Genomic DNA, 22,988 nt, shown 5'->3' on the forward strand with positions numbered 1-22,988 from the left:
CACGGGGCCGCGCAACGCGGGCGCGGTCCGGTCGGCGATGCCCAGACCCGTCATGCGGTGCGGCGCCTCAGCGGACGAGGGGCTCAACCTCGCCTCCGGCATTGATCTCGATGTCGCCGCGCCCGGCCATCTCCATGGCGAGATCCGTGATCGAGCGCCGGGCTTCCAGCACGTCCTTCTGCGCGGCCGGCTCGCCGCCGTTGAGTTCGTGCTCGACCATGCGCTTCACGCGCGCCGACAGGGCGCTCAGAACCACAGTGCGGAACTCGGCGTCCGTGCCCTTGAGGGCCATGACGAGGCGGTCGTTCGGCACGGCGTCGAACAGGGTGGTGCGCGCGCGCGGCGCCAGCTTGACGATATCGTCGAAGGTGAAGAGCAGGCCCTTGAGGATCTCCACGGATTTCGGCCTGGATTCTCCGAGACTCGTCAGCACCTCGTCGATCTGCGTGCGCTCCATCTTGTTGATGATGTCGGCCATCTTGGCGTGGGTGTCGGCCCCCGAATTACGCGAGCCGTTGATGAGGAAGTCGTCGTGCAGCGCGCGCTGGACCGCTTGCATGATCTCGTCGACCACGGGCTTGAACGTCAGCATCCGGCGCATCACCGTGTTGCGCAGGGGCTGGGGCAGGTGGGCCATCACCTTGGCGGCGGTGGCGGGCCTGATCCGGGACAGGATCAGGGCCGCCGTCTGCGGATGCTCCTTGACGAGGGTGCTCGCGAGCACGGTCTCGGAGACCTCCGACATCCGCTCCCAGACGGACCGGGTGGAATCACCGCGCACATCGGCGAGGATCTCGGCGAGCTGGGCCGCGGGAATCAGACCGGTGAGGAGCTTCTCCACCTCCTGCACGGTGCCGACGAGGCTGCCGCCGTTGGAGAACTCGCCCGAGAACGCATCCACGATGGTGTCGAGCTGACCGGCGCTGACGGAGCCGAGCTGCATCGCCGAGCGGGTGATGCGCTTGATCTCGTCGGCCTCGAAATATTTCAGCAGGCGGCCGGCCGCCGGCTTGCCCATGGCGAGCAGCAGGGCCGCGACCTCGTCCACGGGGGCGAGCTGGCGCGGAAGGCCCGGCGGCGCTTGCGGAATCGGCACGCTGCCCACGCTCATCGGCTCAGCCATTCTGTCCGGAATCCGCCGGGCCGACGATCTCCGTCAGGGAGACGCCGAAACGGGAATTGTCCTCCTCGACCACGACGATCTCGCCACGCGCGACCACGCGGCCGTTCACGGTGACGTCGACGGGCTCGCCGACCCGGTGGTCGAGGGAGACGATGGCGCCGCGCCCGAGCTTCATCAGGTCGGCCACCGGCATGGTCGCCGAGCCGAGGACCACCTGGATCAGCACCGGGATGCGCAGGATCGAGTCGATGTTGCGGTTGTCGCCGATGCGCGCCTCGGCGGCCGGGGCCGGAGACGCCGCCGTCACGGTGGGAAATACGGGGGCGGCGCCCGCCGGGGCGGTCTCCGCGTCGTCGAAGGGGCTGTTGCTCATCGTCCGCTCGTGGAGGGGTGACGTCGTGCGTCAGGATCGGAGGCGTCGGGGATCAGAGTCGGTCGAAGGCGCGAGATGGTCAACCGCCCGGGACCCGCGCCTGCCGGGCGAGGTCGTTCGCAAGGGCCCGGCGGCCGTTCTCGAGGGCGGCGAGGGTCGTGCGCGCCTCCTCGATCTTGCCGTCGAGGGCCTCGAGGATCGCCCGCCCCTCCGTGCTGAAGCCGCGCACGGCTTCGCCCGCCTGGCTCAGGGCGTGGCCCGACTGGGTGAGGATACGGCCGTACTCGGCCTGGGTCCGGTCGAGGCGCTTGAGCTTGAGATACATCGGCACCACGCAGGCGCTCGTCGCGATGAGCGCGAGGAGCAGGATGGTGTCAACCAGAGGCGTCATGGCACGAGGCCTTCCTTCTCGGGGGCGATGGCTTCGTCGATGCGCAGGACGTAGGAGCCTTGCGCCTGCCCCATATGGCACCAGAACAGCGGCCTGTCGTTGCCCTCGAGCTTCACCCGCGTGGTCGGGGTGGCGTCGAGCCCGATGACTTGGCCGACCTTGAGTGCGGAGATCTCGCCGAGGGTCAGGGTGCGCTCCTCCAGCACGGCGCGGAGCGTCACTTCCGCCTTCTGCACCTCGGCCGCGATCTGCTGGCTCCAGATGGGATCGCGGGCCACCGATTCCCCGGTGAGCACCTTGGACAGGCTCGGGCGCATGGGGTTGATCACCGATTGCGGGATGATGAGGAACATCTCGCCGCTGCGGTTGAGCGCCTGGAGCAGGAACTTCGCTTCCACCGCCTTGTTGCCGCGCCCGCCGATGACGGCGAACTCCATACGGGTCTCGGTCCGTTCCAGGCGGAACGGTGTGGCGGCCACGAGGGAGAACGAGGACTCGAGCGCCTTGCCGACCTGCTCCAGCACGATCTGGGCGATGCGGGTCTCGATGCCGGAGAACGGGCGCTCGTCCTCCACCGGCGGCTCGCCGCCATCGGACCCCAGCAGCACCTCCACCATGGTGAAGACGAAGTCGCGGTCGAGGCCGACGAGGATGTGGCTGTCCCAGTCGGGCGCGTGGAAGAGGCCCGCGATGGCGTTGTTGTCGTAGGCATCGAGCAATTCGCCGATGCGGCCGCTCTGGATGCCGCCGAGGGAAAAGTGCACCGGCGAGGCGACGAGGTGCTTGAGGTTGTCCGAGCAGCCCGTGGTCAGGCGGTCGAACACCACGCTGAGCATCGGCAGGCGGTCGAGGGACAGGCCGCCCGCCTCGATGAGGCGTGCGCGGATGTCGGTGTTCGGCGGTTTCTGGCCGGAGGGGTCCTCCGCTGGGGGGACCTGGGGCGTATCCATGGTCAGGCAGCCTCGCGCTGGGCACCGCCGTTCACGGTGGCGTTCTCGACCTCGTCGATGGTGGGGCGGTCGCTGAGCGAGATGCCCTTGCGGCCGTGCTCGACGGCGATCTGCGGCACGGCCCCGCTCATGTACGCGAGCAAGCTCTGTTTGACGATGATGTAGACGTGGGCCTGCTTCTCGCGGATCACCTTGATCTTCGTCGCGAACGGCGCGAGCACGCCGTAGGACATGAACACGCCGAAGAAGGTGCCGACGAGCGCGGCGCCGATGAGGCCGCCGAGGATCTGGGGCGACTGGTCCAGCGCCCCCATCGCCTTCACGATGCCGAGCACCGCCGCGACGATGCCCAGCGCCGGCATCGCCTCCGCCACCATGGTGACGGCGCCGTAGGGCTTGAGCCGGTCCTTGCGGTAGCCGTTGATCTCCTCGTCCATCAGGGCCTCGATCTCGTGGGCGCGGGCGTTGCCAATGAGGATCAGGCGAGCGTAGTCACAGATGAACAGGACGAGGTCGGCGTTCTTGGCGATGGCCGGATAGGCCTTGAACAGGTCGGAATTCGCCGGATCGTCGAGGTGGGGCTCGACCTCGTTGCGGGGCTTGGCCTTCAGCTCGCGCATGAGGGCGTGGAGGAGGCCGAGAAGCTCGAGGTAGTCCTTGCGCTTGGGCACCTTGCCGGTGAGGGCGTCCATGCTCGCCTTGCCGGAATCCACCACCGTCTTCATCGGGTTGGCCATGACGAAGGCGCCGGCCCCCATGCCGCCGATGATCACGAACTCCCAGGGCTGCCAGAGCACTTCGAGGTGCCCGCCCATGGCGACGAACCCGCCGAGCATGCAGCCGATTCCGATGACGAGGCCGATGACAATGCCCAAGGTCTTTGGCCTCCGCCGGTGTGAACGCGTGTCACGTCCTGAGCGGCGGAGGTACGGCGGCAGGCTTGTGCGGGGCTGGGACCCCTCAACGCGCGGGCGGCACGCGTTCCCGACCCTTGGCGGTCGTCGGGAACAGGACCGTCCCGGCCACGAGCCCGAGGAATGCGGCGAGCCCGAGCCGGCCCCAGCCCGCGGGTTTCCCTCCGTGCGGCTTCGCCCGTGCTCGCGCGCCGGGCGAGGCGGTGTGGGGGCGTTGCCGGTCGTGGGCTTCGTCGAGGCTGCTCATGGGGATCAACGCCTTGGCGGCGGCCGCGTTGCCACGTCGCATGGGGCCGGCCTATAAACGCCGCCCATTCCCGATGCCGCGTGCCGTCGAGGAGGCCCGGCCTCCTCCGGCGCCGCTCCTTTTCGCGAGAGTCGATCACCCCATGGCCGGCCATTCCCAGTTCAAGAACATCATGCACCGCAAGGGCCGCGTCGATGCGGTCCGGTCCAAGATCTTCGGCAAGCTCGCCCGCGAGATCACGGTGGCGGCCAAGCTCGGCCTGCCGGACCCCGCCATGAATGCGCGCCTGCGCGCCGCCATCATCGCGGCCCGCGCCGAGAACGTGCCGAAGGACAACATCGAGCGCGCCATCAAGAAGGCACAGAGCGCCGATTCCGAGAATTACGACGAGATCCGCTACGAGGGCTACGGCCCCGGCGGCGCCGCCCTCATCGTCGAGGCGCAGACGGACAACCGCAACCGCACCGCCTCCGACGTGCGCTCGGCCTTCACCAAGTCCGGCGGCAGCCTCGCCGAGACCGGCGCCGTCTCGTTCATGTTCGATCATGTCGGCGTGGTGGAATTCGACGCCGGAGTGGCGGATGCCGACACCATGCTGGAGGCCGCCATCGAGGCCGGCGCCGACGACGTGCGATCGGATGCAGACGGTCACGAGATCACCTGCGCCCAGGACGCCTACGGCGAGGTCTCCAAGGCCCTTGAGGCGCGCTTCGGCGAGCCCCGCCGCACGGCGCTGGTCTGGAAGGCCCAGAACACCATCGAGGTCGACGACGAGACCGGCGAGAAGCTCCTGCGTCTCGTGGAGGTGATCGAGGATCAGGACGACGTCCAGAACGTGTTCGTGAACTTCGCCCTGTCGGAAGCCCTGATGGAGAAGCTGGCGGGCTGAACGGCCCCGTCTCGTCGCAGGGGCGGTTTCCGGGTTGGCAGTTTCCGGGTTGGCAGTTTCCGGATTGGCAGTTTCATTGCGTCGCGGTGAGACTGCCCCTTGAGCCCGCGTGAGACGCTCCGTGCCGCAAACGCCCAGCCCCGACCTGCACGATGTCGTGCGGGAGATCGCCGAGGAGATGCGGGTCCGGCCCGACCGGGGCGAGGTGGCGACCTACATTCCCGAACTCGCCCGCGTCGACGCCGGCGCCTTCGGCCTCGTCGTCATCGATGCCGACGGCACCGTCGCGTCCGGCGGCGACGCCGACGTGGCGTTCTCGATCCAGAGCATCTCGAAGGTGTTCACCCTGACCCTGGCCCTCGGCATGGTCGGGGACCGCCTGTGGCGCCGGGTCGGGCGCGAGCCTTCGGGCAGCCCGTTCAACTCCATCGTCCAGTTGGAGCGCGAGCGTGGAATTCCGCGCAATCCCTTCATCAATGCGGGCGCCATCGCGGTCACCGACGTGATCCTGTCGGGACATCAGCCGCGGGAGGCCTTGGGCGAGATCCTGCGTTTCATGCAGTTCCTGGCCGAAGATCCGAGCATCGCCATCGACGAGGCCGTGGCGGCTTCCGAGCTACGCACGGGTTTCCGCAACGTAGCGCTCGCCAATTACATGAAATCCTTCGGCGTCCTCGACAACCCAGTGGATTTCACCCTCGGCGTCTACTTCCATCACTGCGCCATCAGCATGACTTGCCGACAGCTCGCCACGGCGGGGCGCTTCCTCGTGCATTCGGGGCGGACACCCTCGACGGGTCATTCCGTCGTTTCGGCCGAACGGGCGCGCCGCATCAATGCGGTGATGCTCACCTGCGGGCATTACGACGGTTCGGGCGAGTTCGCCTACCGCGTCGGCCTGCCCGGCAAGAGCGGGGTCGGCGGCGGCATCCTGGCCGTGGCGCCGGGGCGTGCCTCCATCGCCGTGTGGTCGCCCGGCCTCGACGCCTCGGGCAATTCCCACCTCGGCCGGATCGCCCTCGAAGCGCTCACCAAGCGCCTCGGCTGGTCGATCTTCGGCGTCTGATCGGGCACTACGGTGTCCGGGTCTGATCCGTGTCCGGTCAGGCCTTGCGGGAACGGTCCGAATCCAGCAGCGCGGCTTCGTGATAACCGCAATCGACGTACGTGGCAGGCGACTGCATCGGCTTGGCATCGACAGGCGAGCGGCCAGAATCCCGGCGCTCCGTTCCGAGGCGTCCCCCGACGGGGAAGGCATAGATCTTCGCGGTTTCACGGGTGGCGGAGGGCGTCATGGAATGGGATCTCCTTCGGAGCGAGGCTGGTGGCGCCGCTCGATCACTGTTCATAATATAGCTCCTTCGACGCGGAATTGCGCGGCCTGTCGCGAATAAAAGCATTGTTTGCCGGAAATATGCGCAACGGCAGGATTGCAAAAACAGCGAGCAATATTGTTCGCCCAAAGCTCACGGCGGGTCCGGGCTAGATTTTCGCGGGCCTGTCGGCTCGCGTTACTGGCGAATGATTGCCCAAGAACATGGCATGGACACGGTATGATGAATAAATTAGCAATCTGAATAAAATTTGTGCAGAAGCTGCCCGTTCCTGAGAGAAGCAAAGGCGGGGCGGGCTTCACGTCGCTCGTGTTGCTGCGAACGTGAATTGGCATAGCAAATGCTTTTGCGAGGGCGGCAGTTCCCTGGGGCGGCCGACGGTCCGCGCTTGCCGGTGGTCCGCACCGCGAACGGAAGAGAGACTTCACGATGACGAAGTACAAGCTCGAGTACATCTGGCTGGACGGCTATACGCCCGTCCCCAACCTGCGCGGCAAAACGCAGATCAAGGAATTCGACGGCTTCCCGACCCTCGAGCAGCTTCCCATGTGGGGCTTCGACGGCAGCTCGACCATGCAGGCCGAGGGCGGATCCTCCGACTGCATGCTGAAGCCCGTGCGCCACTTCCCCGACACGACTCGCAAGAACGGCGTCCTGGTGATGTGCGAAGTGATGATGCCCGACGGCGTCACCCCGCACGCCTCCAACAAGCGCGCCACCATCCTGGACGACGACGGCGCCTGGTTCGGCTTCGAGCAGGAGTACTTCTTCTACAAGGACGGCCGTCCGCTCGGCTTCCCCACCGCCGGCTACCCCGCGCCCCAGGGCCCGTACTATTGCGGCGTCGGCTACAAGGAAGTCGGCTCCATCGCCCGCAAGATCGTCGAGGAACACCTCGACCTTTGCCTCGACGCCGGCATCAACCACGAGGGCATCAACGCCGAGGTGGCCAAGGGCCAGTGGGAGTTCCAGATCTTCGGCAAGGGCTCCAAGAAGGCCGCCGACGAGATGTGGGTCGCCCGCTACATTCTCCAGCGCCTGTGCGAGAGCTACGAGATCGACGTCGAGTACCATTGTAAGCCGCTGGGTGCGACCGACTGGAACGGCTCGGGCATGCATGCCAACTTCTCGACGGAGCACCTGCGGACCGTGGGCGGCAAGGCCTACTTCGAGGCGCTCATGGCCGCCTTCAAGGACAACCTCGACGACCACATCGCCGTATACGGCCCCGACAACCACATGCGCCTGACGGGCAAGCACGAAACCGCGGCCATCAACGAGTTCAGCTACGGCGTCGCCGACCGCGGCGCCTCGATCCGCGTGCCGCACAGCTTCGTCAACAACGCGTACAAGGGCTACCTGGAGGACCGCCGTCCCAACAGCCAGGGGGACCCCTACCAGATCGCGTCGCAGATCCTGAAGACCGTGGCCTCCGTGCCCACGGCCGCCGGGGTTTCCGCCGCCGCCTGACGCCTGCCCGATCCGGGACGCCTTTCCCGTCCCTCATGCCGAGAACGGCGCGGCCCTCACCGGGGTCGCGCCGTTTCCATGTTCGAAGGGGCGCCGGCCGTGCGCCGATGGATCGGCCGGACCGGGTTTGGAGAAACCCCTCGTTCACGGTATGTGCCTAACGCTCGACGCTGGCGCCCTCCGCGCCCCAGGGCTCCGACGCAATGACCGCTCCCGTCCGCATCCTCGGTATCGATCCCGGACTGCGCCGCACCGGCTGGGGCGTGATCACCGTCACGGGCACGAAGCTCGCCTATGTCGATTGCGGCGTGGTGACCTCGGACGGTGAGCTTCCACTGGCCCTGCGCTTGCGCGAACTGCACGAAGGCATCACCCGTGTGGTGCGGGGCTTCGCGCCCGACGAGGTCGCCGTGGAGGAGACCTTCGTCAACAAGGACGCCCAGGCGACGCTGAAGCTCGGCCATGCCCGCGCCGTCGCCCTGCTGGTGCCGGCGCTCGCCGGCCTGCCCGTGTCCGAATACGCCGCCAACCTCGTGAAGAAGACGGTCTGCGGCGCCGGCCATGCCGACAAGGTCCAGATCCAGGCGATGGTGAAGTTCCTGATGCCGAAGGCCGAGTTCAAGACCGCGGATGCCGCCGACGCCCTCGCCATCGCCGTCACCCACGCCAACCATCGCGCCTCGCATGCCCTGAAGAGCCGGCATGCCCCCGTACCCGGCATGAGCGCGCTTGCGGCCTCCCGCATCGCCGCGGCCTTGGCCAAGGCGGGTTGATCGCCGTTCGCCGTCCGGTTCGTATCGCGTCGGGAATCGTGATTCCGGGGAGAAAAGACCGGCTTGGGGAAGAGTTGCTACAATTCTTCCTATCCCACGAGAGCGATCGAAAGACTCGCGATTCCACGATGCCCGAGGGCGGCACAAGTGAGATCGATGAGCCAACAGCACGCAAAACCCCATCATCACAAGGTGGTCGTTCCGGCCCTGTGCTGGGGGCGGGGACGCTCCGAGTTCTATGCGGTGACGGATATCGTCTCCCCGGACGGCATTCGTTTTCGTTCCGCCACAAAGCCCCTCGTCGACGAAGAACTGACCTGCAACATCCGCCATATCGGCACCGTCGAAACCCGCGTGGTGAGTATCGGCGATCGGGCCTTCATCGTGCGCGTTCTCGCGCGAATGCAGGCTATGGCGAGCGTCGCGCGCGAATTACGCCAGCTGTCCGAGCAACAGGAGGCGCCCGTCCCCGTGCGCGTCCATCCCCGCGTGACGCCCCTGGAAACGGACGTGACCATCGAGCTCACCGATGGCCGGGTCCTGCCGGCCAAGCTCCTCAACGTCTCGGCATCCGGCGTCGCCTTCACCCTCGATGCGCAGATCGACATCGGCGCATCCATCACCATCGGCCGGACGGCGGCCCGCGTCGCCCGCCATTTCGACCACGGCATCGGTGCGGTGTTCGACCGGGCGTTCGCGCCCCAGGCCGTCGACCGGCACATCACCCTGTGAGCCCCGCCGGCCTCGTCCGGTACCCGGTTCGGCCGAAATTCAGGGCACGGCCTTGAACTCGCCTTCGAGGCGCAGGGTCACCTCGTCGCCCACCATCGGCAGGTAGGCGGTGATGCCGAACTCCGAGCGCTTGATCACCGCCCTTCCGTCGAAGCCGACGGTGTAGAGCTTGTCGACGGGGTGAAGCCCGGCCTGGTTGAACGTAGCGTCGAACGAGACCGGCTTGGCGACGCCCTTCAGGGTCAGGGTGCCGTTGACCCGCGCCGTGGTCGGGCTCGTGGGCTCCACGGACGTGCTCACGAAGGTCGCGGTCGGAAATTTCTGCGTGTCGAAGAAGTCCGCGCTCTTCAGATGCGTGTCGAGCCGGTCGTTGAGGCCGGTGATGCTGGGCGTTCCCACCGTGACGCTGAGGCGGCTCTTCTCCGGCGCCTTCGCGTCGAGGCTCGCGTCGGCCGCCACGTCGGTGATTTGGCCGTAATAGGTCGAGAAGCCGAGATGGCTCAGGGACCACGTGATCTTGCCGTGGGCCGGATCGAGCTTGTAGCCCCCCGGTCGCACCTGCGTCGGGTCGGTGGTCGGCGAAGGGGGCGCCGGGTCCTGCGCATGGGCGAGCCCCGGCAGCGCCAGGACGAGAACGGTGGTACTGCGCAGCACGACGGCGCGCAGGCCCGTTCGCACAGCGATGATGACGGATCCGTGCTTCATGTCGCCCCTCCAATTCCCCGGCCGCCCGGCCCTGTCCCGGGCATCGCGCCGACCCCTCTGATAAGAGACTTCGCATGATCGGCAAGCTGAAGGGCCTCGTGGATTCCTACGGAGAGGATTTCGTGATCCTCGATGTCCAGGGCGTCGGCTACGTGGTGCATTGCTCGGCGCGCACGCTGCAGCGGATGCCCGCCATCGGCGAGGCCGCGCAACTCGCCATCGACACCCATGTTCGCGAGGACATGATCCGCCTCTACGGATTCCGCTCGGACCCGGAACGCGAGTGGTTCCGCCTGCTCCAGACCGTGCAGGGCGTCGGCTCGAAGGTGGCGCTGGGCCTGCTCTCCGTGCTGGAGCCGGAGGCCCTGGCCTCCGCCATTGCGCTCGGGGACAAGACGGCGGTGGCCCGCGCGCCCGGCGTCGGCCCGCGCCTCGCTGCCCGGCTGGTGGCCGAACTCAAGGACAAGGCCCCGGCCTTCGCCCCCATCGATCCATCCGTCATCCCCCTCAACGGTGCCGTTCAGGACCGCTCCGCACCCCAGCCCGTGGCCGATGCCGTCTCGGCCCTGGTCAACCTCGGCTACGCGCCGGTTCAGGCCTCGGCTGCCATCGCGGCCGTGCTGGCGGGCGCCGGCGAGGGCGCCGAGGCCAAGACATTGATTCGATTGGGCCTTCGCGAACTTGCCCGCTGAGACGGAGTGGCGAAGGCCCGAGGCCGGATCGAAACCTCGTGAAAAGATGGCTGGCGCGCAACGTAATTGTCCGCTTGACGATGGCCGCCGGAATTGCCAGATCTTCCTTCAAGTACTAAGGTGTTGAAAACAAAGCAGTTTCCAATAATTCTAATGTAGCGTCCAACATGGTGGCCGGGTTGAGATTTTCCCGCCACCCTCCCCAACGGCACGATGCCCAGCGCGAGTTTCGGTCCCGCATGATCGTCTGTTCCTGCAACGTCCTGTCCGACAACGCGGTCCGTGCCTGCCTCCATCGCGGCCCGGATTGCCCCCGCACGCCGGCCCAGGTCCAGGCCTGCCTCGGCTGCAGTCCGAAATGCGGGCGCTGCGCCCGCACCATCCGCTCGATCATGCAGAACGCCCTGCAAGCCGCCCTCGAGGAGGCCGGCCATGCGTGTTCGACGACTTGCGCAACGGGCTGTAGTTTGGTCAAGCTCCAAACTGCGGAGGAAGGGATCGCCGCCTGAGCGCCTGTGCGAGGCGCCACGTTCCCTTCCGGCACTGATATGCCTCAAGGGAGAATGGGCGGATGAAGGGTGATGCGAAGGTCGTCGAGTACCTCAATCGGGGGCTGCGCAGCGAACTGACGGCGGTGAGTCAGTACTGGCTCCATTTCCGCATGCTCAACGACTGGGGCTACATCGATCTGGCCAAGTTCTGGCGCAAGGAATCCATCGAAGAGATGCAGCATGCCGATCGCTTCGTCGATCGTATCCTGTTCCTCGACGGCTTTCCCAACCTGCAGGAACTCGATCCCCTGCGGATCGGCCAGAACGTGCAGGAGATCATCGAGTGTGATCTCGCCGCCGAGACCGAGGCGCGCGCCCTCTATCTCGAGGCCGCCAAGTACTGCGATTCGATCAACGACCGGGTGTCGAAGCGCCTGTTCGAGGATCTGGCCGAGGACGAGGAAGGCCATATCGACTTTTTGGAGACCCAGCTCGAGCTGATCTCCCAGGTCGGCCTGCCGCTCTACGCGCAGAAGCACATCGGCGGCCTGGAAGCCATCGCGCCGGAAGCCGAGTGATCCGACGACACGCCGCGGCGCCCAGGGCGCCGCGGTCCTGTTCAAGCCTCAAAAACACCCCAATAGGCTTCGCTCAAGGGCAGGGACGCTTGGATCGCGAAGAGTTCGAGCGTCGCGTCGAGTCCATCGATGACCCGAAAGCCGTTCCAGGCCCCGCCGACCCGGTCGTAAACTTCGATGTGCGGTCGGTCGCGTGCCACGAGGACGTAATGCTGCAGAGCCGGAAGCTGCTGGTGGATTCGCCACTTCTCAAGGCGGTCGCGTGCCTCGGTGCCGGGGGAGAGCACTTCGATCAGCACCGTGGGATTGTCGACCGAAGTGGCGCCTGCTTGGATTCCGCCGCAGACCACGAGAACGTCAGGCAACAACGCGGCGTCGAGGGGGCGGCTCTTTAGATAGAACGTCTCGGCAAACGTCTGGCAGGATGAGCCTTTCGCACGAAAGCCCTGGTGAAGGTGGCTTGCGATGTTCTGCACGATCCGACCGTGCTCCCAGCGTGCGCCGACCATCATGCGGACCACGCGCCCGCCGATCAGCTCCCAGCGCTCGTTGCGCGGCTTGTCGGCCAGCAACTCCTCGAAGTCGTCGAAACCCATCATCTCGAAGTTCGCGAAGGCGTTGCCCATCGTGCGCTTCCCTGGCGGCCACCCGCCGACGCCACGAATGTAGCGCGATCCGCGCCGGTGTGCGACATCGGCCGGGAGAACAGATGCCGGACGCCAGGCCCCGCCGGGCCCCACCGAGAGCCCGTGTGAGCAAGCTTCCCAAATCTCCGAAATCGCCGACCCTCCACCCGCTGCCGGACTCGCTCCTCACACCCGAGCGCCGCGAGGACGATCTCGAATCGTCCATCCGCCCCTTGAGTCTGGCCGAGTTCATCGGCCAGCGCGCGGCGCGCGCCAACATGAGCGTCTTCATCGAATCGGCGAAGAAGACCGGTTCGGCCCTCGATCACGTGCTGTTCGTCGGCCCGCCGGGCCTGGGCAAGACCACCCTGGCGCAGATCGTGGCGCGCGAGCTCGGGGTGAATTTCCGCTCCACCTCCGGGCCGGTCATCGCCAAGGCGGGGGATCTCGCGGCCCAGCTGACGAATCTGGAAGAGCGCGACGTGCTCTTCATCGACGAGATCCACCGCCTCAACCCGGCGGTGGAGGAGATCCTCTATCCCGCCATGGAGGATTACCAGCTCGATCTCATCATCGGCGAGGGGCCGGCGGCGCGCTCGGTGAAGATCGAACTGCCGAAGTTCACCCTCGTGGGGGCGACCACCCGCGCCGGCCTGCTGACCACCCCCTTGCGCGACCGCTTCGGCATCCCGATCCGCCTCGAATTCTACGATGTCGACGAACTCGAACTCATCGTCCGGCGCGGGGCCCGCGTGCTCGGCCTCGGCATGTCGGAGGAGGGCGCCAACGAGATCGCCAAGCGCGCACGCGGCACGCCCCGCATCGCCGGACGCCTGCTGCGCCGCGTGCGCGACTTCGCCATCGTGGCCGACGCGCCCACCGTGACGCGGGCCATCGCCGACAGGGCGCTGCAGCTCCTCGACGTCGACCCCGCCGGCCTCGACGTCATGGACCGCAAATACCTGACGATGATCGCCAAATCCTTCAACGGCGGCCCCGTGGGCATCGAGACCATCGCGGCGGCCCTGTCCGAGCCGCGCGACGCCATCGAGGACATCATCGAGCCCTATCTGATCCAGAAGGGTTTCGTGCAGCGAACCCCGCGCGGGCGCATGCTGACGCCGCACGCGTTCCGCCACATGGGCTTCCCCGAGCCCCGCCGCGATCCGGGCTCGCAGTTCGGCTTGTTTCCCGCAGATCCGGAGGCGTGAAAGAGCCGCTTCGCGCGTCGTCACAGGAGACCCGCCCCTTGAGCGAAATCGATCTCTCCGGCGTCCATCGCCTGCCCGTGCGGGTCTATTACGAGGACACCGATTTCTCCGGCTTCGTCTATCACGCGAGTTATCTGCGCTTCATGGAGCGCGGGCGCACGGAACTGTTGCGGATTCTGGCGGGCGATCAGTCGGACCTGCACCGGGATGCCGCCGGCCTGCACTTCGTCGTGCGCCGGATGGTTCTCGACTTCGCGCGGCCCGCGCGGATGGACGACCTCCTCGACGTGCGGACCTGGACCGCCGCCATGAAGGGCGCCTCCATGCATCTGGCCCAGGAGGTCCGGCGCGGGGACGATCTCCTGGTCACGGCCGAAGTGGTGGTGGCCTGCGTGCGGGACGCCCGCGCGATCCGGCTGCCGGACGGACTGCGCGCGGCATTCGGTCGTGCAGCTGGACCTGCTTCCTCAACCAATCCTTAACCCTGACGGGCGCTTAAACTGTCTGACGCAAGGGCACGGTCGCACCGCAACCACGGCGCGGCACGGCCCTTACTTTCGACAGATTCGCGGACCATTGAGCGTTGAAATACCTCAAGGTTCCGGTTGACGCGCGACGACCGGCCACCGGTCCGGCGGCGGTCCCGCCCTGGGGTTTTTCAAGGATCGTGTCATGAACCCAGCCGATGCCATGCAGGCCATGCCGGCCCCCGACATGACCCTGCTGGGCCTGTTCCTGCAGGCCCATTTCGTGGTCAAGGTCGTGATGGTGGGTCTGCTGGGCGCCTCAGTCTGGTGCTGGTCGATCATCGTCGACAAGACCCTGCTGTTCCGCCGGACCAAGGCCGAGATGGATGCCTTCGAGGAGGCGTTCTGGTCCGGGCGTTCCCTCGAGGAGCTCTACCGCTCGTTCAACGACAAGCCGGCCGTCGGGCAGGGCGCCCTGTTCGTGGCCGCCATGCGCGAGTGGAAGCGCTCGTTCGAGGGCTCCGGCCGCCAGATCCAGAGCCTGTCCCAGCGCATCGACAAGGTCCTCGACGTCACCATCCAGCGCGAGGTCGAGCGTCTCGAATCGCGCCTGCTGTTCCTCGCCTCCATCGGCTCGGCCGGCCCGTATATCGGCCTGTTCGGCACGGTCTGGGGCATCATGACGGCGTTCACCTCCATCGCTGCGTCGAAGAACACCTCGCTCGCCGTGGTGGCGCCCGGCATCGCCGAGGCCCTGTTCGCCACCGCCATCGGGCTGTTCGCGGCCATCCCCGCCGTGCTCGCCTACAACAAGCTGCAATCGACGGTGTCGAAGCAGCAGTCGCGGCTCGAGGGCTTCGCCGACGAGTTCTCGGCCATCCTTTCCCGCCAGATCGACGAGCGCCTGTCGCTCGTCGCCTGACCCCAGCAGAACCGAGGGACGATCATGGGCATGGCCCACGGCGCGGCACAGGGCGGGGGCGGACGGCGGCGGCGCGGCCGGCGCCAGGGCGCCATCAACGAGATCAACATGACGCCGTTCATCGACGTCGTCCTCGTGCTGCTCATCGTGTTCATGGTGGCGGCGCCGATGATGACGGTCGGCGTGCCCCTGGACCTGCCGCAATCCAAGGCGAGCCCGCTCAACTCCGACACCAAGCCGGTGACGCTCTCCATCCGCCAGACCGGACAGGTGTTCCTCGGCGAGGACGAACTCGGCGACGACAGCATCGTCCCCAAGCTCACCGAGGCCTCGAAGTCCGGCTTCGAGGAGCGCGTCTTCGTGCGCGGCGACAAGCGGGTCGATTACGGCCGGGTCGCCCAGGTGATGGCGATCGTGACCGGCGGCGGCTTCAAGAAGGTCGCCCTCGTCACCGAGCCCGATCAGAAGTAGCGGGCGCGCAGTCGTGAAGCTTCCCTTCAAGCGCAACGAACCGGGCATGTGGATCTCGGCGGGGGTTCACGTCGCCGTGCTGACGGCGGCGATGCTCACCGTCGCGGCCCCGGCCTTGCCCGATGCGCAGGAGGGCGTGCCCGTCGAGGTGATGACCGAGCAGCAATATTCCGAGCTCACCAAGGGCGAGACCAACGCCGACAAGCCCCAGCCGGACGCCAAGCCGCGGGCCGACCGCAAGGCGGACAAGGCCGAGGAACGCGAGCCCGAGAACGCCAAGGTCGATGCCCCGGCCCCCCCGAAGCGCCCCGCCGACATGAAGGTCGCGAGCGCCGAGGAGATGCCGCTGCGCGTCAACGAGCCCGACCCCGACAAAGAGGCCAAGGCGCCAGAAGCCAAGGCGCCAGAAGCCAAGGCGGCAGAAGCCAAGGCTGCCGAAGCCAAGGCTGCGGAGGCGAAGGCCGCGAAGGCGGAAGCGGCCAAGGCCGAAGCCGCTCGCGCCGCCAAAGCCGAGGCTGCGGCGGAGGCGAAAGCCGCCGCCGAAGCGAAAGCCGCCGCGACCGCCAAGGCGGAGGCGAAGGCGGCCGCCGTGAAGCGCGAGCAACTCGCCCAGCTCATCGAGAAGGAAGAGGCCGAGGCCGCCGCCGCCGCCAAGGCGGAGGCAGCCAAGGCCGAAGCCGCCAAAGCCAGGAAGGCCGAGGCCAAGGCCCGCGCCGAAGCGGAGGCCAAGGCCGAGAAGGCGGAAGCCGAAGCCAAGGCGAAGGCCGAAGCGAAGAAGGCCGAAGCCGAGCACCAGAAGGAAGTCGCCGAGGCGAAGGCTGAAGCCGAGGCAGCGGCCAAGGCGGACGCGGCCGCGAAGGCCAAAGCGGAGGCCGCCGCCAAGGCGAAAGCCAAAGCCTTGGCGGATGCGAAGGGCAAGGCCGATGCCGAGGCCAAGGCGAAGAAGCAGGCCGAGCTCGCCGAAAAGTTCAGCGCCGGCGATATTCGCCAACTGCTGGCCTCCAAGGCGCCGTCGCAATCCACCGGCGCCACCGGCCGCGACGTGCAGCGCACGGCCTCCCTCGGGGCGGCCTCGGGCAATTCGCAGCGCCTGTCGCCGTCCCTGCGCGAGGCCCTCGTCGGCATGCTCCAGCAACAGATCGAGCGTTGCTACGTCGCCCCCCCCGGTGCGGCGCAGGGCGTGATCCTGCCGATGCTCGACATCCGCCTGAACCCGGACGGCGGCCTGACGACGGAACCCAAGATCATGCGCGGCGGTGCCAACGCCGTCGATCGCTCCATTGCCGAAGCGGCCCAGCGTGCCGTGCGCCGCTGTGCGCCCTACAAGATCCCCGCCCAGTACGCGCCGTATTACAACGACTGGAAGGCGATCAACGCGGAATTCGAGTTTTCGCGGGTCTGATGCGCCGGCCTCCATCCGCCGATCCGGGCCGTTCCTCGGTGCCGTGAGCCCGCCCGCGCGACATCGCCCTCGCGCATGGCGGTCCCGGCGCCGCCCCGGACAGACACTCCCAGAACTTCGGACATCCCCATGCTCTCAATCCCGCTTCCGCGCCTGGCGCCCTTCCTCGCCGCCCTGGCGTTCGTGCTGTTCGGCTTGACCGGGCCGGCGCGCGCGCAGCTCAACCTGCGCATCGGCGGCGGCGCGTTCCAGCCGATGCCCATCGCGGTGACCGACTTCTCCGGCGATCCGAGCCTCGGACTCCTCGTCTCCAGCGTTGTGACGAACAATCTGCGCCGCTCCGGGTATTTCGTGCCCGTCGAAAAAGCGAAGTTCCCCGAGAGCCCCGGCTTCGATGCGGTGCCGGGCTTCGACAAGTGGCGCACAGCCGGCGTGCAGGCCCTGGTGACGGGCCGGGTCTCGCGCGATCCCTCGGGCAAGCTCAAGGTCGAGTTCCGCCTGTGGGACGTGACTTCGGGCCAGCAGATGACGGGCCAGCAATACGGCGCCGACACCGCCAATGCCCGGCGCACGGGGCACCTGATCTCGGACGCGGTCTACACCAAGATCACCGGCCTCGGCCCCTGGTTCGACAGCCGCATCGCCTTCGTGGACGAGTCCGGCTCGAAGGAGAACCGCCGCAAGCGCCTGATGGTCATGGATCAGGACGGCGCCAACGTGCGTGCGCTGACCAACGGCGACACGGCCGTGGTGGCCCCGCGCTACTCGCCCGCGACCCAGGACATCGCCTTCATGACCCAGGCGACGGGCCAGCCGCCGCGCATCCAGGTGATCAACCTCGAAACCGGCAGCCGCCAGGCGGTGGGCAAGGCCGGCTCCATGAGCACGAGCCCGCGCTTCTCGCCCGACGGCCGACGCTTGGTCATGAGCGTTCAGGAGGGTGGCAACGCCGACATCGTGGTGATGGATCTCGGCTCCAAGGCACAGACGCCGATCACCAACGGCAACGCCATCGACACCTCGCCGACCTTCTCGCCGGACGGCAGCCAGATCGTCTTCGAATCCGATCGCGGCGGCTCGCAGCAGGTCTACGTCATGAGCGCCACGGGCGGAAACCCGACCCGGATCTCGTTCGGCGAAGGTTCGGCGTCGCAGCCGGCTTGGTCGCCACGGGGCGACCTCATCGCCTTCACCCGCCAGCGCAAGGGCGGCTTCGCCATCTGCGTGATGAAGCCGGACGGCTCGGGCGAGCGCGTGCTCACGGAAGGCTTCCACAACGAGGGCCCGACCTTCGCGCCCAACGGTCAGTACGTGCTGTTCTTCCGCGATCCCGGCGGCCAGGGCGGCGGCAAGCTCTACATGGTCGACATCACCGGCAAGGTGGAGCAACCGGTGCCGACGCCGTCCTACGCGTCCGATCCGACGTGGTCGCCGCTGCTGGCGGGCAAGTAGGACCGGGCAAGTCAGGGCTACCAGTCCGGCTCGAGGCGGGGCGGCGCCAAGGCCGTATCCCGTCTCGTGGCGGCGGTCAGCAGCGTGGCCTGCTCGCGCAGGGCGCGCGGCAGGGCGGCCAGGGCCGGATCGTCGAAGCGCAGGTGCGGGAGGCGGCTGGTCACGAGACCCGCGATGAGTTTCGCCTGTGCCTGATCACGCTGCCGCTTGAGTGGCTCGCGGTCCTCGCGGCCCGCGAGCCAGAGCTTGTGGAGGGCGAACGCCCGTGGGTCGGGAACCACCATGGTCAGGGGGTAGCCGCGTGCGTCGATGACCGTTGCCGTGGCCTTTGGACTGCTCACAAGCCAGCCCAACCCCTCGATCTCCACCGCTTCGAGGTCCGTCGCCTCGGTCCCGATCCGGCTTCGCAGTGGCTTGGCCATCCAATCCTTCATCGCCGGCATGATGAGATCGACGAGGTAGCCGTCCCGGTTGACCGCCCGGACCCCGCTCCGCCCCAGGACCTCGAACGAGCGATCGACCTTTCGCAGGAGGCCCACCACACCCGTGGCCGAGACCTCGGGCGCGAGGAGCCGGAGGGAACGCCGCGCGTCGAACAGGAGATCGACATCCGCCGTCGCGAGATGCGCACCGGCGATCTGCACGCCTGCCAGCCGTTCGTAGGCGAACAGGGCATTCGTCCCCACGACCTCGATACCGGCCCCGATGAGCCCGGCTTGGTCCAGGGCGCGAAGGATACGCGCCGCGATCACGGGCAGGCGCCCGAGGTTCAGGGCGCGATTGACCGGCGCCATGGCGTCGAGACGTGCGGTGAGGCCCGCGATCCGCTCCTGTAGCTGCGCCCGTCCCTCATGGAACCCGGTGGCCATCGCCTCCGTCTCGGGTGTGCGCGGCCCGAGGGATTTCCAGGCCTCGTACCGCTTCCGGTAAAGGTAGTCGCGCCCACCCACGGTCTTCCACGACATCGAGCCCCTGTACCGTCGCGCCCACTCGCCCCGCGCCATCGCGAAGCCGGAGAACACTTGGTCGACATCGATGGTCTGCCGTGCCTGATCGCCATTCAAGTCACTGAGGGACATCGGATTATCCCTAAAGCAGGCGTTTGCTGCCGTCAGAGGGATAATGACGCAACCCAAGCCGAGAAGCGACTGATTTTGCAGGGATTATCCATATTCCGACGAGAATGGTACGCGGGAGGGATAATCGGCGCCTCACCCCACCGGCAGCAGCCGGTCCCGCGCCTTGAGCGCCGGGAAGATCCGCCCCCAGGCGGCGGCCACCAGCAGCGTCGCGAGGCCGCCGAGCACCACCGCCGGGACGGCACCGATGAGGGCGGCCAGGGTTCCCGATTCGAACTCGCCGAGTTCGTTGGAGGCGCCGATGAAGACGGTGTTCACCGCCGAGACTCGGCCGCGCATGGCGTCGGGCGTCTCGCCCTGGACGAAGGTCTGGCGGACATAGACGCTGATCATGTCGGCGGCCCCCGTCACGAACAGGCAGGCCATGGACAGGGGAAGAGAAGTCGAGAGACCGAAGCCGATCGTGGCGAGGCCGAACACCCCGACGGCCTGGAGCATGCGGAGCCCGGCATGGCGCTGGAGCGGCCGGTAGGCGAGATAGACGGCCACCAGCACGGCCCCGGCCGCCGGCATGCTGCGGAGCGCCCCGAGGCCGAGGGGGCCGACATGCAGCACCTCGGCGGCGAAGATCGGCAGGAGGGCGGTGGCGCCGCCGAGCAGCACCGCCACGAGATCGAGGCTGATGGCGCCGAGCACCACCGGGTGGTCGCGGATGTAGGTGAGGCCGGCCGACAGGGTCGCCCAGGTCACCGGCGGACGTTCGGTGACGGGCGCGGGGCGGAAGCGGATGGCCGCGATGAGGGCGCTCGCGAAGGCGAAGCTGAACGCGGCCGTGCCGAACACCACGGCCGGGCCGAGGACGTAGAGGAGGCCACCCAGTGCCGGCCCGAGGATCGACGCGCTCTGCCACAGCGAGGCGTTCCAAGCGATGGCCGAACCGAACAGGGGGCGCGGCACCAGGGTCGGCAGCAGGGCCTGGAGGGCCGGGTTGGCGAAGGCGCGGCCGGTGCCGATGACCACCACGAGGGCGTAGATCGGCCAGATCGCGCCCGTGCCGTAATGGGCGAAGGCCAGGAGCCCGAGATCGGCCGCCGCCAGGGTGGCGTAGGCCAGGGACGCCACGAGGCGGCGGTCGTAGGTGTCGGCGACATGCCCCGTGACCAGGGCCGAGAGCATGGCGGGCAGAAAGCTCGCCAGCCCCACGAGGCCGAGCGCCAGGGCCGAATGGGTCAGGTCATAGACGAACCAGCCCACCGCGACGGCCTGCATCTGGAAGGCGAGGCCGGTGAGGAAGCGGGCGGCGCCGTACAGGCGAAAGTCGCCGTTGCGGAACACGCTCCAGCGCGGCGCGGAGGGTTCGATCATCGGGTCCGTCGGATCGTCGTCGGGTCGCTCAGCGCTCCTGTGGAGCCAGGGCGGCGCTGCGGGGCAGGGCGGGCAGGATCGCGAGGGCGTCCAGCACCGTCCCGGCCGTCAGGATTTGTGGGAGGACCACGGGGGCGGTCTTGCTCGCATAGAGGAGGTAGAGCGGCACGCCGCTTCGGCCGTGACGGGCGAGGAACGCGGTGATCTCGGGGTTCTGATTGGTCCAGTCGCCCTTGAGGTAGACCACGCCGCGCGCCGACAGCGCGTCGCGCACGGCTTGCGTCCCCAAGGCCGTGCGTTCGTTGACCTGACACGAGATGCACCACGCCGCCGTCATGTTGACGAAGACGGGTCGGCCCTCCGCCAGCAGCGCGTCGAGCCGCGCCTGGGTGAACGCCTCCGTGCCGTCCGCGCGCGCGACCGCGCCGGCGCGGTCGTGGGACAGGTTCAGGGTGAGGAGAGCGAGACCCGCGAGGGCGGCCAACGCCGTGCCCCGCGCGATCCAGCTCCAGGCCGGGCGGGCGCCGTGCCCGCGCTCCCAAACCCACGCGGCGAAGCCCACGAGCACGAGGCCGAACAGGGCGGCGAGCAGCCCGGACGGTCCGACCTGCTGCGCCAGCACCCAGATCAGCCACGCGGCCGTGGCGTAGATCGGGAAAGCCAGGACGCCCTTCAGAACATCCATCCAGGCACCGGGGCGCGGCAGGGCGCGCAGGGCGGCGGGCCATGCGGTCAGGACGAGGAAGGGCAAGGCGAGGCCGAAGCCGAGGCTCGCGAACACCGCCAGACCCACGGCCGGGGCCTGCGTCAGGGCGAACCCCACGGCCGACCCCATGAAGGGCGCCGTGCAGGGGGTCGCCACCACGGTGGCCAGTACGCCGGTGAAGAACGAGCCCTGCAACCCCGCGCGGCGGGTCAGGCCGTCGCCGAGCCCGGCGATGCCGCCGCCGAGATGAACGACCCCGGACAGGCTCAGACCCATGCCGAACAGGAGATAGGCGAGGGCCGCCACCACCACGGGCGATTGCAGCTGGAAGCCCCAGCCGATGCCGGCGCCCGCGCCCTTCAGGCCGATGAGCAGACCGGCCAGACCGAGAAAAGCCGCGAGCACGCCGGCCGTGTAGGCGACGCCGTGGAGGCGGACACGGGCGGGGGATTCCCCCGAATGCCGCACGAGGCTCAGGATCTTGATGGACAGGACTGGGAACACGCACGGCATCAGGTTGAGCACGAGTCCGCCCAGGAATGCGAGGCCGACGGCGCTCCACAGGGTCAGGCCGTCCTCCTCCGGCGGCATCACGGGGGCGGCCATGGTGTCGGCGGCCGGTGCGGCGAGAGCCGGGGCCTCGCCGACGGCATAGGCGCGCCGGACGGTTCCTCCGGGCGTCGCCTCGTCGAAGGTGAGCACGCCGGGAAGCGTCGCCGGCGGCGCCGCGTCGTCGGGGTTGCCCCGAACCAGCGAGAGCCGAAGGCCGGCGGAATCGATCTGCACGTCCTGCGCGGCGGCGTTCTCGATGGCGGTTTCCGCATAGGGAAAGAACGCCACCCCCGAAACGGCATCGGGCGCGAGGCCCGGCGCCTCCACCGTCAGGGTCAGGCGATCCTTCGTGGCGGCGGTCCGCACCGGCCAGGGCGACGGCACTGGCAGGGCGGCGCGGGCCTGCGCGAACAGCGCGCGGGTCTGCGGATTGGTGCCGGTGCTGGTTCCGGCCTGCGCCACCGGAAGGGCGAGGCGCAGGTCCGCCGTGCCCGGCACGCATTCCCGTTCGCAGACGAGGTAGCTCAGGTGGGCCTTGAGGGTGACGGGCTTGCCCGGCGCCAGGGCCTCGGGCGGCGTCACCTGCGCCAGCAGGACGGTCTCGCCCTCGTAGCCGAAGTTCATCAGGTGGGCGACGGGGATGCGGTGGGGTGCCGGCCAGTCGAGGGCCCCGGCCGCGAAACCCGCGGGCAATGACCAGCCGACCTCGGGCGGCAGGCCCGAATCCCCGGGGTTGCGCCAGTAGACGTGCCAGTTCGGCCGCATCACCATGCGGATGCCGACGGTGAAGGGCTCGCCGGGGCGGATCGCGGCGGGTTCGGCCACGAGGCTCGCGGTGACGAGGTCGGACGGGAGCTTGAGCCCCTGGGCGGACGCGCCGGCGAGGCCGGACAGGCTGAGCGCCAGCAAGGCGAGGAACCGGATCATGACGTCCCTGTGCGTCGCCCGTGACGATGGGGCGTCGCCCGTCGCTATAGCACGCCGCGCCCGGGGCCGAGCGCATCGACTTGCCGCGCCCCATCGGGCAGGATTCTGCCAGTGATGAATGTCGCGCGTCGCTGCGCGATCCGGGA

At 68.2% G+C, this 22,988-nt stretch carries 26 protein-coding genes; 14 read left to right on the top strand and 12 right to left on the bottom strand.

Annotation, left to right across the window (positions count from 1 at the left end):
• Positions 1-67: 67 nt before the first annotated feature.
• From ASF22_RS08895 to ASF22_RS08920, 6 genes are all read right to left on the bottom strand, one after another.
• A complete protein-coding gene (locus ASF22_RS08895) occupies positions 68-1,123 on the bottom strand; it encodes a flagellar motor switch protein FliG (RefSeq protein ID WP_156398760.1) in 1,056 nt (351 codons plus the stop codon).
• The gene (fliN, locus tag ASF22_RS08900) at positions 1,116-1,496 is read right to left on the bottom strand and encodes a flagellar motor switch protein FliN (protein ID WP_056166453.1); all 381 of its coding nucleotides are present in this window, start codon (positions 1,494-1,496) and stop codon (positions 1,116-1,118) included. Before fliN ends, ASF22_RS08895 begins: the two co-directional genes overlap by 8 nt.
• A gap of 79 nt (positions 1,497-1,575) precedes the next feature.
• Positions 1,576-1,887, bottom strand: coding sequence for a hypothetical protein (locus ASF22_RS08905; protein WP_056263474.1), 312 nt, complete (start codon positions 1,885-1,887; stop codon positions 1,576-1,578).
• Complete coding sequence (locus ASF22_RS08910; protein WP_056263476.1) at positions 1,884-2,837, bottom strand: FliM/FliN family flagellar motor switch protein; 954 nt, start codon at positions 2,835-2,837, stop codon at positions 1,884-1,886. Before ASF22_RS08910 ends, ASF22_RS08905 begins: the two co-directional genes overlap by 4 nt.
• A 2-nt stretch (positions 2,838-2,839) precedes the next feature.
• Positions 2,840-3,712 (bottom strand): flagellar motor stator protein MotA, encoded by an 873-nt coding sequence (motA, locus tag ASF22_RS08915; protein WP_056166462.1) that lies wholly within the window; start codon positions 3,710-3,712, stop codon positions 2,840-2,842.
• Between the two features lie 85 nt (positions 3,713-3,797).
• Positions 3,798-4,040: a hypothetical protein gene (locus ASF22_RS08920; RefSeq protein WP_056263478.1), complete on the bottom strand. Its 243-nt coding sequence runs from the start codon at positions 4,038-4,040 to the stop codon at positions 3,798-3,800.
• Positions 4,041-4,140: 100 nt separating this feature from the next.
• Between ASF22_RS08920 and ASF22_RS08925 the strand changes: the two genes are divergently transcribed.
• Together ASF22_RS08925 and ASF22_RS08930 are read left to right on the top strand one after the other, a co-directional pair.
• The gene (locus tag ASF22_RS08925) at positions 4,141-4,887 is read left to right on the top strand and encodes a YebC/PmpR family DNA-binding transcriptional regulator (protein ID WP_056263480.1); all 747 of its coding nucleotides are present in this window, start codon (positions 4,141-4,143) and stop codon (positions 4,885-4,887) included.
• 121 nt (positions 4,888-5,008) lie between these two features.
• Positions 5,009-5,953: a glutaminase gene (locus ASF22_RS08930; RefSeq protein ID WP_280137412.1), complete on the top strand. Its 945-nt coding sequence runs from the start codon at positions 5,009-5,011 to the stop codon at positions 5,951-5,953.
• Between the two features lie 37 nt (positions 5,954-5,990).
• On the opposite strand, the gene ASF22_RS23710 is transcribed toward ASF22_RS08930, so the two are convergent.
• Positions 5,991-6,182 (bottom strand): DUF2735 domain-containing protein, encoded by a 192-nt coding sequence (locus tag ASF22_RS23710; RefSeq protein ID WP_056166471.1) that lies wholly within the window; start codon positions 6,180-6,182, stop codon positions 5,991-5,993.
• A gap of 468 nt (positions 6,183-6,650) precedes the next feature.
• Between ASF22_RS23710 and ASF22_RS08940 the strand changes: the two genes are divergently transcribed.
• The 3 genes from ASF22_RS08940 (at position 6,651) to ASF22_RS08950 (ending at position 9,196) form a co-directional block, all read left to right on the top strand.
• The gene (locus ASF22_RS08940; protein WP_056166474.1) at positions 6,651-7,691 is read left to right on the top strand and encodes a glutamine synthetase beta-grasp domain-containing protein; all 1,041 of its coding nucleotides are present in this window, start codon (positions 6,651-6,653) and stop codon (positions 7,689-7,691) included.
• Between the two features lie 203 nt (positions 7,692-7,894).
• Positions 7,895-8,464, top strand: coding sequence for a crossover junction endodeoxyribonuclease RuvC (gene ruvC, locus ASF22_RS08945; RefSeq protein ID WP_056263481.1), 570 nt, complete (start codon positions 7,895-7,897; stop codon positions 8,462-8,464).
• Between the two features lie 156 nt (positions 8,465-8,620).
• The gene (locus ASF22_RS08950) at positions 8,621-9,196 is read left to right on the top strand and encodes a PilZ domain-containing protein (protein ID WP_056263484.1); all 576 of its coding nucleotides are present in this window, start codon (positions 8,621-8,623) and stop codon (positions 9,194-9,196) included.
• 39 nt (positions 9,197-9,235) lie between these two features.
• Here ASF22_RS08950 and ASF22_RS08955 read toward each other — a convergent pair whose 3' ends face one another.
• On the bottom strand, positions 9,236-9,901 hold the full coding sequence (locus tag ASF22_RS08955; protein ID WP_082478748.1) for a YceI family protein: 666 nt from the start codon (positions 9,899-9,901) through the stop codon (positions 9,236-9,238).
• A 74-nt stretch (positions 9,902-9,975) separates the two neighbouring features.
• On the opposite strand from ASF22_RS08955, the gene ruvA reads away from it, so the two are divergent.
• The 3 genes from ruvA to bfr all read left to right on the top strand — a co-directional run bounded on the left by ruvA (position 9,976) and on the right by bfr (position 11,662).
• Positions 9,976-10,593 (top strand): Holliday junction branch migration protein RuvA, encoded by a 618-nt coding sequence (gene ruvA, locus ASF22_RS08960; RefSeq protein WP_056263486.1) that lies wholly within the window; start codon positions 9,976-9,978, stop codon positions 10,591-10,593.
• Positions 10,594-10,832: 239 nt separating this feature from the next.
• Positions 10,833-11,102 carry a (2Fe-2S)-binding protein gene (locus ASF22_RS08965; protein ID WP_056089217.1) on the top strand — a complete coding sequence of 90 codons (270 nt, stop codon included), beginning with the start codon at positions 10,833-10,835 and terminating at the stop codon, positions 11,100-11,102.
• 62 nt (positions 11,103-11,164) lie between these two features.
• Entirely contained in the window at positions 11,165-11,662 is a 498-nt protein-coding gene (gene bfr / locus ASF22_RS08970; protein ID WP_056166488.1) for a bacterioferritin, read from the top strand.
• 41 nt (positions 11,663-11,703) lie between these two features.
• On the opposite strand, the gene ASF22_RS08975 is transcribed toward bfr, so the two are convergent.
• Positions 11,704-12,288 carry a Uma2 family endonuclease gene (locus tag ASF22_RS08975; RefSeq protein ID WP_056263488.1) on the bottom strand — a complete coding sequence of 195 codons (585 nt, stop codon included), beginning with the start codon at positions 12,286-12,288 and terminating at the stop codon, positions 11,704-11,706.
• 125 nt (positions 12,289-12,413) lie between these two features.
• On the opposite strand from ASF22_RS08975, the gene ruvB reads away from it, so the two are divergent.
• The 6 genes from ruvB (at position 12,414) to tolB (ending at position 18,213) form a co-directional block, all read left to right on the top strand.
• Positions 12,414-13,499, top strand: coding sequence for a Holliday junction branch migration DNA helicase RuvB (ruvB, locus tag ASF22_RS08980; RefSeq protein ID WP_200918674.1), 1,086 nt, complete (start codon positions 12,414-12,416; stop codon positions 13,497-13,499).
• A gap of 38 nt (positions 13,500-13,537) precedes the next feature.
• Positions 13,538-13,981: a tol-pal system-associated acyl-CoA thioesterase gene (gene ybgC, locus ASF22_RS08985; protein ID WP_056166494.1), complete on the top strand. Its 444-nt coding sequence runs from the start codon at positions 13,538-13,540 to the stop codon at positions 13,979-13,981.
• 190 nt (positions 13,982-14,171) lie between these two features.
• Complete coding sequence (gene tolQ / locus ASF22_RS08990; RefSeq protein ID WP_056089202.1) at positions 14,172-14,888, top strand: protein TolQ; 717 nt, start codon at positions 14,172-14,174, stop codon at positions 14,886-14,888.
• 24 nt (positions 14,889-14,912) lie between these two features.
• The gene (locus tag ASF22_RS08995) at positions 14,913-15,359 is read left to right on the top strand and encodes a biopolymer transporter ExbD (RefSeq protein ID WP_056263490.1); all 447 of its coding nucleotides are present in this window, start codon (positions 14,913-14,915) and stop codon (positions 15,357-15,359) included.
• Positions 15,360-15,372: 13 nt separating this feature from the next.
• The gene (gene tolA / locus ASF22_RS09000; protein ID WP_244474232.1) at positions 15,373-16,761 is read left to right on the top strand and encodes a cell envelope integrity protein TolA; all 1,389 of its coding nucleotides are present in this window, start codon (positions 15,373-15,375) and stop codon (positions 16,759-16,761) included.
• 129 nt (positions 16,762-16,890) lie between these two features.
• Entirely contained in the window at positions 16,891-18,213 is a 1,323-nt protein-coding gene (tolB, locus tag ASF22_RS09005) for a Tol-Pal system beta propeller repeat protein TolB (RefSeq protein ID WP_082483593.1), read from the top strand.
• Positions 18,214-18,230: 17 nt separating this feature from the next.
• Here the strand turns inward: tolB and ASF22_RS09010 are convergent, their stop codons facing one another.
• The 3 genes from ASF22_RS09010 to ASF22_RS09020 form a co-directional block, all read right to left on the bottom strand.
• A complete protein-coding gene (locus tag ASF22_RS09010; RefSeq protein ID WP_056263492.1) occupies positions 18,231-19,292 on the bottom strand; it encodes a nucleotidyltransferase domain-containing protein in 1,062 nt (353 codons plus the stop codon).
• A 132-nt stretch (positions 19,293-19,424) separates the two neighbouring features.
• Positions 19,425-20,657 carry an MFS transporter gene (locus ASF22_RS09015; protein ID WP_056263494.1) on the bottom strand — a complete coding sequence of 411 codons (1,233 nt, stop codon included), beginning with the start codon at positions 20,655-20,657 and terminating at the stop codon, positions 19,425-19,427.
• Positions 20,658-20,685: 28 nt separating this feature from the next.
• Positions 20,686-22,842 (bottom strand): protein-disulfide reductase DsbD domain-containing protein, encoded by a 2,157-nt coding sequence (locus ASF22_RS09020; RefSeq protein WP_056263496.1) that lies wholly within the window; start codon positions 22,840-22,842, stop codon positions 20,686-20,688.
• Positions 22,843-22,988: the final 146 nt, after the last annotated feature.

This window comes from Methylobacterium sp. Leaf87 (assembly GCF_001422775.1).
In the GTDB taxonomy this organism is placed as follows: domain Bacteria; phylum Pseudomonadota; class Alphaproteobacteria; order Rhizobiales; family Beijerinckiaceae; genus Methylobacterium.